This window comes from Synergistales bacterium (assembly GCA_021736445.1).
Taxonomy (GTDB): domain Bacteria; phylum Synergistota; class Synergistia; order Synergistales; family Aminiphilaceae; genus JAIPGA01.
On record JAIPGA010000089.1, the window covers coordinates 1 to 10,064 of the forward strand.

The 10,064-nt window shown below is 67.5% G+C and carries 12 protein-coding genes and 1 riboswitch; of the genes, 8 read left to right on the forward strand and 4 right to left on the reverse strand.

Going from position 1 to position 10,064, the window contains the following annotated elements:
• Together K9L28_10515 and K9L28_10520 are read left to right on the forward strand one after the other, a co-directional pair.
• On the forward strand, positions 1-182 hold a 182-nt coding region (locus tag K9L28_10515), incomplete at its 5' end, for a hypothetical protein (GenBank protein ID MCF7936760.1).
• 112 nt (positions 183-294) lie between these two features.
• The gene (locus tag K9L28_10520) at positions 295-771 is read left to right on the forward strand and encodes a hypothetical protein (protein MCF7936761.1); all 477 of its coding nucleotides are present in this window, start codon (positions 295-297) and stop codon (positions 769-771) included.
• A gap of 125 nt (positions 772-896) precedes the next feature.
• On the opposite strand, the gene K9L28_10525 is transcribed toward K9L28_10520, so the two are convergent.
• From K9L28_10525 to K9L28_10540, 4 genes are all read right to left on the reverse strand, one after another.
• Positions 897-1,055: a hypothetical protein gene (locus K9L28_10525; GenBank protein MCF7936762.1), complete on the reverse strand. Its 159-nt coding sequence runs from the start codon at positions 1,053-1,055 to the stop codon at positions 897-899.
• Between the two features lie 173 nt (positions 1,056-1,228).
• A complete protein-coding gene (locus tag K9L28_10530; GenBank protein MCF7936763.1) occupies positions 1,229-3,661 on the reverse strand; it encodes a hypothetical protein in 2,433 nt (810 codons plus the stop codon).
• A gap of 54 nt (positions 3,662-3,715) precedes the next feature.
• Entirely contained in the window at positions 3,716-4,843 is a 1,128-nt protein-coding gene (locus K9L28_10535; GenBank protein MCF7936764.1) for an aminotransferase class I/II-fold pyridoxal phosphate-dependent enzyme, read from the reverse strand.
• 48 nt (positions 4,844-4,891) lie between these two features.
• Positions 4,892-5,569 (reverse strand): polysaccharide deacetylase family protein, encoded by a 678-nt coding sequence (locus K9L28_10540; GenBank protein ID MCF7936765.1) that lies wholly within the window; start codon positions 5,567-5,569, stop codon positions 4,892-4,894.
• Positions 5,570-5,812: 243 nt separating this feature from the next.
• A riboswitch (TPP riboswitch) is annotated at positions 5,813-5,920 on the forward strand.
• 56 nt (positions 5,921-5,976) lie between these two features.
• On the opposite strand from K9L28_10540, the gene K9L28_10545 reads away from it, so the two are divergent.
• The 6 genes from K9L28_10545 to K9L28_10570 form a co-directional block, all read left to right on the forward strand.
• A complete protein-coding gene (locus tag K9L28_10545) occupies positions 5,977-6,714 on the forward strand; it encodes an ABC transporter ATP-binding protein (GenBank protein MCF7936766.1) in 738 nt (245 codons plus the stop codon).
• Positions 6,715-6,722: 8 nt separating this feature from the next.
• A complete protein-coding gene (locus tag K9L28_10550; GenBank protein MCF7936767.1) occupies positions 6,723-7,448 on the forward strand; it encodes an ABC transporter permease in 726 nt (241 codons plus the stop codon).
• A 55-nt stretch (positions 7,449-7,503) separates the two neighbouring features.
• Entirely contained in the window at positions 7,504-8,001 is a 498-nt protein-coding gene (gene thiW, locus K9L28_10555) for an energy coupling factor transporter S component ThiW (protein ID MCF7936768.1), read from the forward strand.
• Between the two features lie 6 nt (positions 8,002-8,007).
• Positions 8,008-8,946: an ABC transporter substrate-binding protein gene (locus K9L28_10560; GenBank protein MCF7936769.1), complete on the forward strand. Its 939-nt coding sequence runs from the start codon at positions 8,008-8,010 to the stop codon at positions 8,944-8,946.
• A gap of 1 nt (position 8,947) precedes the next feature.
• A complete protein-coding gene (gene thiD, locus K9L28_10565; GenBank protein MCF7936770.1) occupies positions 8,948-9,766 on the forward strand; it encodes a bifunctional hydroxymethylpyrimidine kinase/phosphomethylpyrimidine kinase in 819 nt (272 codons plus the stop codon).
• Positions 9,763-10,064 (forward strand): hydroxyethylthiazole kinase (locus K9L28_10570; GenBank protein ID MCF7936771.1); only part of this gene is annotated, 302 nt, incomplete at its 3' end. The genes thiD and K9L28_10570, both read left to right, overlap by 4 nt.

The following is a 10,064-nucleotide window of genomic DNA, read 5'->3' on the forward strand; positions in this document are numbered from 1 at the left end:
AACCCAACCAGAGAGGTGACCCCATTATGCCCCAAACGCTCGCTCCTTTCCACCTTCAATCCGAGATCCGGAACAACAATACAACCGCCAAAGCCGGAGGCGTTCTCCCGCTGCAGATGCTGCACGCCACCGGTGTCCTTGAGACCGCCGATTCCATCGGCTTGCGGTCCAACCGGGGATAAGGTTTTGAGGGCGATGCGGCAAACCCGCCTTCGCTTGCGTATTTTGTGGTGAGAGGGCAGCGGAGGAATCGAAGATCAAATCGTGTAATTAAAAATCACAATTGGAGGCAGCATGAAAAAATTAACGGTATTAGCTATATCTATCTTAATCCTCTTTGCATCAATGGTGTCGGCACAGGATTTCTCATCTTTATTTCCGTTTGAACGATTTTCGAAGTGGATGGGTTCAACGACTCTTGAAGGGTATCAGATGGCCGGTGTGGAAGACATGTCTACAGACACGACTGTTTCAGACAGGAAATATCGAGCAATCTTTACCGGCAATCAGGGGATGATCAATGTCCAGCTCAGTCAGGAAAGGTTTTTTTACGATTACAAACAGGGCAATGATTTTCAAAATGCAGCTAGCTCCAATATAAAAGGGCTTGAAACAGTCTACCTCAGCAAGCCCCAAATGCCCATGTCCTTTATCAGGGTAAGAGTCCCTCAGTACAAAGCGACCTTCTCGATTATGTCGTCGCCCCAAAAAGATCAAAAGTCAATGGAAGTCTGGCTTGAGGAGATAGGAATCTACAGACATTTCAAGTAGACCCCCCTGAGGCAACATTGCGACCAGGGGCGGCCCTCGGCGTACTTGTGCATGATGCCTGAAACAAGCGTCTGGCGGGGCAGGCCTTCCCGTGCGGCGATCCGCTGCGGTCGCAGCGGATCGTTCTACCACAGGCGGATGCTGGTGCGCCTGTGGTAGTGCAATGCCTTTTGTGCCGCCTCGGTGTACCGCCCGGCTTTCCGTTCGTAGTCGGGGATCCGCTCCCACTGGTCCTGTTCCAGGGAGCGGATCAGTTCCTCTTCTTCTTCCCTGATGTTGTTCATATCTCTTCCTCTTTGTATGGCGGACCCCGGAAATGGCCGCCGGCTCCATTGCCTCCGATGTCCGCAGAGCGTTTCCCGTCGATCAGGCAGGTGCGGCGGTTGCTCTTCCCCTTGCCCACGCATCCTTCCAAGGACAGCGGGAAACCCGGATGCCCCGGCGATGGGGATCCCGTTTACTCCCACCACCGCGGCGGGAAGGTGGGCGGGGCGAGGGTCTCGCCGTCCAGGGGGGTGAGGACGATGGCGCCGGTGGCGGTGGTGCGGGCCTGGAAGCCTTCCAGAGCCGTGCCGCCGTCGTACCGGGCGTAGGCGGCGCTGCCGTTCTCCCTGTCGAAACGATAGACATCGGTGCGGCCTGTGGCGATCCAGCGGAGCTGGGTTCTGGTGACGGGGCGTGCGGTCTCCCGCAGGGTCCAGTGTTTCACCTCCGGGCTCTCGCCGTAGACGAGCCGCGCGCCGGCGGTCTCCCGGGTCGCCCGGGATGTCCAGCCTATGGCCGGTTCGGGGGGCTCCCGGTGGGCGGTTGTGCGGGTGGGGCCGCTGCTCCGCAGGCCTCCGGGGGTGCTGTCGGCCTCCGCGGCGGCCTGGCGGAAGGCGGCGAAGGCGGGGTCGGCGGAGTCCCGGGTGATGGTGAAGTGCCGCGGTTCCAGGTTGATGCCGCCGCCGATCTCGACGATGTAGGTGGTCTTGCGGCCGGCCAGGCGGTTGTAGCGTTCCGCCGCGCTGTTGTACCGATTCCGCAGCCCTTCGTACTCGGCGACCCTCCTGTTGTGGACCCCCACCTGCCGGTTGTAGGCCTCCGGGTTCCCGGCGAGGCGGTCCAGCTCCGCCTTGGCCTGCTCGATCTCCTTCCGTTTGCGGTCCAGTCTTCCCCGCAGCTCCCCGAGCCGATGATCCAGCGCGTTGCGCTCCGTCGGCGCGCGCTCGGCGATCGCTCCGCCTGCGTGCATGCCGAAGGCCTCCAGGTCGTCTCTGGTCTCCAGGATCGAGGCCAGCGGCCGGTGGCGCACCTCGCGGTAGGCGGGGCCCGGGCTGTCCGGCCGCAACGCCTGGAAGGCCGCGTACTCCTCGGGCGAGGGGAACACCGCTTCCACCTGCCGGCGGAAGCGGTCCGACAGGGCGTGGACGGCGATGTCGGCGGGCGTCGCGTTCCGTCCCTCCGCCAGCACCGAGACGGCGAGGAGCTGGGTCTGCTCCTCGGGGGTCTCCACTTTGGGGATCTCCACGGCCAGCAGGGCGTCCAGATCCAGGGCGCCGGTGTCCGTCTGTCTGAGCCAGGCGGCGATGCCCATCAGCCGGGCCGCCGACCGCAGTTCGTCCAGCTCCGGGAAGAGTTCGGCGTAGGCGTCGTAGTGGGCGTTCAGATGGTCGATGTTCCGGCGGATCGAGGCGGGCAGGGCGGCCCTCCGGTCCCGCTCGAAGGCCCGGGCGGATGCGAAGTCCCCCCGGCTGCGCTCGGCGTCGGCGGTGAAGGTGGGGCTGGCGATGTAGGCGGAGCGGCCGGACCGGCCTGTCTCCACCCGGACGGATTCGGGATAGAACCAGAACCGTGCGCCGATCCAGTCCTTCTGCGGCGGCGCGCCCTGCAGCAGGTCCACCTCGGAGCTGGTGCGGAAGGAGGGGATCCGCCGCCGCACCGTCTCCCGGATGTCCCGGCGGGAGTCGGGGTCCAGGCCGCAGGTGAGCGTCTTGAAGCGCTTGTCGGCCGCCAGGACCACGGCGCCGATCCGGGTGCCTTCCAGATAGCCGCCGAGGTTGACGTTCACCCTGGTGGGGTCCCTGTGGGGGTCCAGACTGATGAAGGGCTCGTTGTCGCCGCAGTGGACGGCCGCCCGGTAGGCCACGGCGAGGTCGGCCAGGGAGACCGGCTTACCCAGCAGGGTGGTCCCTTCGCCTTCCTCCGCGTAGAGGACCAGCCCCTCCCGGCTGTCCAGACGGGCCCCGGCGAGGGCTCCGGCTCCGCCGAAGAAGGCCTCCAGGGCCTCCAGGTCCAGAGCGGCGCCCCGCGGGGGGAAGCCCTCCCGCTCCACCACGTAGGGCCGCGGGTCGAGCCGCAGGGTCCGGCTGGCGTAGTCGTTGGTGAAGGCGTAGACCTCCACGGTCAGCGGGGCGTCCTGGGGCGCCAGCTTTGCCAGGGGGTGCCGGATGACGGGGTAGTGGCGGCGGTAGAGGGCCTCTGGGTCGTCGCCCTGGAGGAAGACCCGCGCGGTGCCGGCCAGGTCGGCGGCGATCTGCATCCGCCCGCCCCGCAGGAGGGCGCACCAGGCCGGTTCGGCGGGGCGGTGGGCGTAGAGGTCGACAACGTTCACGAAGGGCCTCTCCCCGGCGCCCTGCTGGAGGGAGACGATGGGGGAGAGCGCCGACGAGCGGGGTTCGAAGAACGGCTGGAGGAGCCCCCGGCGGATGGGGCCCCGGAGCGAGTCGGCGATGGTCTCGCCGGTGCGCACCAGTCTGGCGGTGTCCACCAGATCGGCGTAGCTGATAGCGATCTGTTCCCTTTCCCCTGTGAGGGGCCGCCCCCCGGCGGGGATGGCCCGGCCATTCAGCGTGACGCACAGCAGGAGAAGGACCAACAGAAGGATCCCCCGGTTTCGCGTGGTTCCCATGGTTCCCTCCAGACAGCTCTGTCGCCTTCCGTCGGAGGGGTTCCCGGCGGGCTGCTAGTATCCCTTGCGCTTCAGGTGGTTGCGGAAGACATCCAGCGCTTCGTCCATGCCCTTCCGCCCGAAGCCGATACGGAAGCGCTCCCACTGGACATCCATGAGCTCCGACCAGTAGATCCGGGGCGGCAGCAGGAGGACGCCGCTCTCGTCGATCAGCTCCTCGCAGAACGTGTCGGTGCTGCCCGGGCCCCTGTAGGCGGGGAAGGCCACGGCACTGCCGTCAGGGCGCTTCCAGTCGAAGAGATGGGGGAACTCGCCGAAGAAGCTGTCCAGCTTCTCCAGGTTGCCCCTGAGCAGGTTGCGGTTCCGCTCCAGGATGGTGTCGCGGGCGCGGAGGGCGATCAGGGCCAGCTGCTCGCTGGGCGCGGAATTGCAGAGTGAGAGGTAGAGCTTGGTGCGTTCCAGCAGTTGCAGCTGCTCGCGGTCCTTGCAGGCGATCCAGCCCAGGCGGAGCCCCGCCAGACCGTAGGCCTTGGACATGACGTTCAGGGAGAGTCCCTTCTCGTAGGCGTCCACCGCCTGGGGGAGCCGCACCGACGGGTCCATCTCCACGCCCCGGTAGACCTCGTCGCTGAACAGATAGATCCCCCGCTCCCGGCAGAGCTCCACCAGGGCCTCGAAGCGGCGGCGCTCCAGGATGGCCCCTGTGGGGTTGTTGGGGAAGTTGACGGAGATCACTTTTGTGGTCGGCCGCAGGGCTGCGCGCACCCTGTCGATGTCCAGCTGCCAGTTGTCGTCCTCCTCCAGCACCACGCCGGAGACCTGGCAGATGTCAAGAGGTATTGTTTCGGCGGCCTGGTAGTTGGGCACCACCACGATCGCGTGGTCGCCCTTGTCGAGCAGGGTGTGCATGGCCACGTAGATGCCCTCTTCGGCGCCGGCGAAGCAGAGGATGTCCTCCGGTTCCACGGTGTCGTAGGTGTCCGCGATCTCCCGCTGCAGCTCAGGCAGGCCGTAGATCTCGGTGTAGCCCAGGTAGAGGTTCATGAAGGCATCGCGGTCCCCGTCGCTCGCCAGAGCCAGCAGTTCGTTGATGGTGGTGCTCTGGATGTCCGAGGCGGTCAGGTGGTAGGGCGCTTTGAACTCCCACTTGCCCAGGTAGTTCTCCAGTTCGAATTGTCGCACAGGTTGTCCCCCTTGCTTGCGGATGGATGCCTCCGCATTATGCCCGATTCACGGCGATCCGGCCACCCTGGGGGCGATGTCGTCCAGGGTGACGAAGCGGTAGCCGCGGTTCCGGAGGCGGCGGATCAGCTCGGGCAGGGCCTCCAGGGTGGCCTCGCTGCCGTTGTGGAGCAGGACGATGTCGCCCCGGGAGACATTGCGGACCACCCGGCGGATCACCACATTGGGGTCGGTGACGTCCACATCGGCGCCGTTGATGGTCCAGAGCACCGTGGCGAGGCCCTCCCGTTCGGCCTCCTCCAGGGTCCTGCGGTTGTAGCGCCCGCCCGGCGGGCGGCAGAAGCGGGGCATCTCCCCGGTGATGGCGCGGATGGTGTGGCTGCACATGCGCCACTCCAGGTGGACGTTCTCGATGGGGAGTTCCGTGAGGTCGTAGTGGTGGTGGGTGTGGTTGGCGATGGTGTGCCCCTCGTCGCGGATCCGCCGCAGCGTGTCGGGGGCCACGGCGGCCATCTTCCCCACCACGAAGAAGGTGGCGTCCACATCCCGCTCCTTCAGGATATCCAGAATGGCGTCGGTGCTTCCGGGACGGGGGCCGTCGTCGAAGGTCAGGGCGATCTCCTTCCGGGCCGTGTTCCCCTGGGCGATCACCTGGGGGGCGGCCTCCGGCGGGAGGAGCGTGAGACAGAGCAGCAGCGTTGCCGTCAATACCGCAATCCGTCGCATGGCAGGTTCCTTTCTTTGCGTCCATGGTTTCCGTCACGATCTTACCGCCAACAGTAGCCCAGCCGCGGGCGGGCCGTCAAGCACCAATTGAAAGGATTGCAGAAAAGGGGTGCGGGTGTCTTGTGCCGGATGGTTATGCCAGTGCGGGGTGCCGGCCCGGGAAAACTGGACCTGTTGGTGCGGAGAATGTGACAGCGGCGGCGGACTGTGGTAGAGTAGCATCCGGAACGAAGATGAGAGAACAACAGATCACAGGGGAGCCGGTCGGACCGGCTGAGAGGGGGCTGAGGCCCCGACCCTCGGAACCTGATCCGGGTTATACCGGCGTAGGGACGATGTGGACCGCCGCACCTTCGGGTGTGGTGCGTACGGATACCTCCGCCGGACCCGGTGCGGAGGTTTTTTTGATGCTCCATGTGGACGATGTGACCAAACGATTCGGCGATCTCGCCGTGATCGACGACTTCTCGATGCAGCTCCGGCGGGGCGGGTTCACCGTCCTGGTGGGGCCCTCGGGCTGCGGCAAGACGTCGCTCTTCGACCTGCTCTGCGGGGTCTGGCCCAGGGACGCCGGCACGCTCGCCTGGGCGGGGCGGACCCTGCCGGATCTGGGCGGGGTGACGGCCTACATGCAGCAGAAGGACCTCCTCCTCCCCTGGTTCTCCCTGCTGGACAACGCCCTGCTGCCGCGGACCGTCCGGGGCGAGCGGGGGCCGGCCGTGCGGGAGGAAGCGCGCGGGCTTCTGGGGCACTTCGGCCTGGAGGGCTTCGCCCACTATCTCCCCGGGCAGGTCTCGGGGGGGATGCGCCAGCGCTGTGCGCTGGTGCGCACGCTGCTCTTCGATCGGGAGCTGGTGCTGCTGGACGAACCGCTCTCGGCGCTGGACGCCATCACCAGGCGGCGTCTCCAGGGGTACCTGCTCTCCCTCCAGAGCGACTATGGCCGCACCCTCCTGATGATCACCCACAGTATCGAAGAGGCCCTCCTGCTGGGCGAGGAGGTGCTGGTGCTCTCCGGGCCGCCGCTGCGGATCATCCGCAGGGTGGCGCCCGCCTCGCCGCGGCCCCGCCGTATCGACGATCCCGAGCTGGTGGCGCTGCGCCGCCGGATCCAGTGCGAGCTGGAAGGGGGGAGCGCGGCGTGACCTCCCGGATGCTCTCCCTCCTGTTGCTGGTTGTCTTCGCGGCGCTCTGGGAGGCGGCCTGCCGCTTCTACCAGCTGCCTGATTTCATCCTGCCCGCGCCCTCGGATGTGCTGGCCGCTGCGGTCACCCGCGCCCCGCTGCTCTTCACCCATGCGCTGACCACAGTGGCGGAGATCGTTCTGGGGATCCTGCTGGCCCTGGCCGCGGCGCTGCCCCTGGCGGTGGCCATGTTCGGTCTGCCAGCGCTGGAGCGGGCCCTGTCGCCGCTTCTGGTGGCCTCCCAGGCGATCCCTGTCTTCGCTCTGGCGCCGGTGCTGGTGGTCTGGCTGGGCTTCGGGATGGCGAGCAAGGTCTTCATGGCGGCGCTGATCATCTTTTTCCCCATCACCGTCAGCCTGCTCCAGGGGTTCAAGAGCTGCGGCCGGGAGTACCGGATGCTCTTCCGGCTTATGGGCGCTTCCTTTAGCACCCAGCTGCGGCTGCTCTTCTGGCCCTGGGCGCTGCCCTACTTCTTCGCCGGGTTGCGGGTGGGCGTGTCGGTGGCCACCATCGGGGCGGTGATCGGCGAGTGGGTGGGTGCCAAGCAGGGGCTGGGCTACCTGATGATCCAGGCCAACGCCCGCCTGCAGGTGGATCTGGTCTTCGCGGCCATCCTCTACCTTTCTGTCATGGGGCTGGGGCTCTGGATGCTGGTGGGGCGGCTGGAGCGCGCCTGCGTCCGGTGGAAGGGCTGACAGGGCATATAATGGAAAGGAGTCGATAGACATGCATCTCCCAGACAGCTACGCCATGCGGAACGCCAGGCTGCGCCGGCTCACCATCGCCGGGCTCCTGGCGGGGACGGCGGTGCTGCTCTCCGGGGTGGCGATCCCGGTGGGGCCCACCAGGTGCTTCCCCTTCCAGCATGCCGTCAATGCGGTGGCGGGGGTCCTGCTGGGTCCCTGGTGGGCGGCGGGCTGCGCGTTTGTCAGCAGCCTGGTGCGGAACATGATCGGCACCGGCACGCCCTTCGCCTTTCCGGGGAGCATCCCGGGGGCGCTGGCGGTGGGGTTCGCCGCCCGCATCCTGCGCCGGGACTGGGCGGCCTTCGCCGAGCCGCTGGGCACCGGCCCCGTGGGGGCCACACTCTCGGCGCTGCTGATCGGCCCGGCCATGGGGGGCACCATGGGTGTGGGCGCTCTGATGGCGGCCTTCCTGGCCAGCAGTGTGCCGGGGGCGCTGCTGGGTTTTCTGGCGCTGGTCAATCTGCGCAAACTGGGGGTCCTCCGGGACACCTGCGAAGGGTGAGTGAACATGAAAGTGAAAACGATGTTTCCTGCGGTGGCGGCACTGATGCTGTGGGCCGCTGCGGTTCCGGCCGCCGAGCCGGTGACGGTGATGCTGGAGTGGTACCCTAATGTGGACCACCTGCCCCTCTATGTGGCCCGGGAGGAGGGCTTCTTCGCCGACGAGGGGCTGGAGGTGGAGATCCTCAACCCGTCGGACACCTCCTCGTCCTTCCGGCTGGCCGTTGCGGGGCGGGTGGATGTGGCGGTCACCTACGAGACCCAGGTGCTGCGCTCCCTCGCCGAGGGGGTGCGCTCCACCGTGGTGGGGACGCTGATCGACGAGCCCCTCAACACGCTGCTCTACCTGAAGGGGAACGGCATCGAGGAGCCGGCGGACCTCCGGGGGCGCACCCTGGGCTTCACCGAGCCCACCATCGGACGGATGTGGGAGCTGGCCCTGGAGCAGGCAGGCGTTGCGGACTACGAGGCGGTGAACATCCAGTTCGCCGTGGTGCCCTCGCTGGTGTCGGGCCGCGTGGCCGGCGTCATGGGGGGCTACCGCAACTACGAGTACGTGGAGCTCAAGCGGAAGGGCTACGAACCGGCCTTTTTCACCCTCCCCGAGTGCGGCTTCCCCCACTTCGCCGAGCTGGTGCTGGCCACGGCCCCCGGGACGGCCCGGGAGCGGGCCGGTGCGGTCGCCGGGTTCCGACGCGCCCTGGAGCGGGCGGCGGCCTTCATCGACGCCCATCCCGACGGGGCCATGGAGGATTTCTTCGCGGCGGTGCCCGAGGCGGACCGGGAGCTGGAGCGGGCCGTCTTCGCCGAGACGAAGGCCCTCTACCCCGGGAGCCAGGAGCTGGACGCCGCCGCCTGGCAGCGCTACGCCGACTTTCTGGCCGAGGGCGGGCTGCTCTCGCGCTCTGTGGATGTGGTCCCTGTTCTATGGAAGGGAGATGAATGATATGGCGCTCTACCGCGGCATCGCACTGACCATCGCCGGGAGCGACTCCGGCGGCGGGGCGGGGATCCAGGCGGACCTCAAGACCTTCGCTGCGCTGAAGATCTTCGGCACCACGGCGGTCACCGCCGTGACCTCCCAGAACAGTCTGGGCGTCCAGGATGTCTATAACCTCCCCGCCGCCTGCGTGGCCGGGCAGATCGAGTCGGTCTGCGCCGACATGGCCGTGGGGGCGGCCAAGACGGGGATGCTCAGCCGGCCGGAGACCATCGCGGCGGTGCGCGGGCAGGTGGAACGCTTCGGCATCGACAGCCTGGTGGTGGACCCGGTGATGGTGGCCCAGAGCGGCGACCCGCTCATCGCCGAGGAGGCGGTGGATGCCCTGGTGCAACACCTCATCCCCAGGGCGCTGCTGGTGACACCCAATATCCCCGAAGCGGAGCGGATGAGCGGCATGGCCCTGGACCGGCCTGACAAGATGGAGGAGGCCGCCCTGGCCATCGCCGACATGGGCCCCCGTGGGGTGCTCCTCAAGGGCGGGCATCTGCCGGGGGAGACCGTGACGGATGTGCTCGTTCTGGAGGGGAAGGCCACCGTGCTGGAGAGTCCCCGGATCGACACCGGCAACACCCACGGCACGGGATGCACCCTGAGCGCCGCCATCGCCGCCGAGCTCGCCGCGGGCTGCGGGGTCAGGGAGGCCGTGGACCGCGGCCGCGCCTATCTCCAGGCGGGGCTGCGCCACGGCTTCCGTCCGGGGCGGGGCTACGGGCCGCCGGGCCACGCGCTCACCATGCCCTGGGTGGAGGAGGTGCGGCCATGACGCTGTCGCCACAGCGGCTGGCCGACTGCTGGGACGCCCTGGACATCCGGCGGCCGCTGCTCTACCACATCACCAACCTCGTGGCCATGAGCGGCCAGGCCCACGCGGCGCTGGCCGTGGGGGCCGCGCCGGTGATGTCCTTCCATCCCGGGGAGGCCGAGGCCTTCCCCGACGCCGCCGACGGGCTGCTCTGCACCATCGGCACCCCCACGGAAGAATCCATGGAGGCCATGCGCCGTGCTGTCGTAGCGGCCGGAGAGCGGGGGATCCCGGTGGTGCTGGACCCCGTGGGCTACGG

Coding starts and splice junctions, on each gene's coding strand:
- K9L28_10520 (MCF7936761.1), top strand. CDS start 295: ATGAAAAAATTAACGGTATTAGCTATATCTATCTTAATCCTCTTTGCA.
- K9L28_10525 (MCF7936762.1), bottom strand. CDS start 1,055: ATGAACAACATCAGGGAAGAAGAAGAGGAACTGATCCGCTCCCTGGAA.
- K9L28_10530 (MCF7936763.1), bottom strand. CDS start 3,661: ATGGGAACCACGCGAAACCGGGGGATCCTTCTGTTGGTCCTTCTCCTG.
- K9L28_10540 (MCF7936765.1), bottom strand. CDS start 5,569: ATGCGACGGATTGCGGTATTGACGGCAACGCTGCTGCTCTGTCTCACG.
- K9L28_10545 (MCF7936766.1), top strand. CDS start 5,977: ATGCTCCATGTGGACGATGTGACCAAACGATTCGGCGATCTCGCCGTG.
- K9L28_10550 (MCF7936767.1), top strand. CDS start 6,723: ATGCTCTCCCTCCTGTTGCTGGTTGTCTTCGCGGCGCTCTGGGAGGCG.
- thiW (MCF7936768.1), top strand. CDS start 7,504: ATGCGGAACGCCAGGCTGCGCCGGCTCACCATCGCCGGGCTCCTGGCG.
- K9L28_10560 (MCF7936769.1), top strand. CDS start 8,008: ATGAAAGTGAAAACGATGTTTCCTGCGGTGGCGGCACTGATGCTGTGG.
- thiD (MCF7936770.1), top strand. CDS start 8,948: ATGGCGCTCTACCGCGGCATCGCACTGACCATCGCCGGGAGCGACTCC.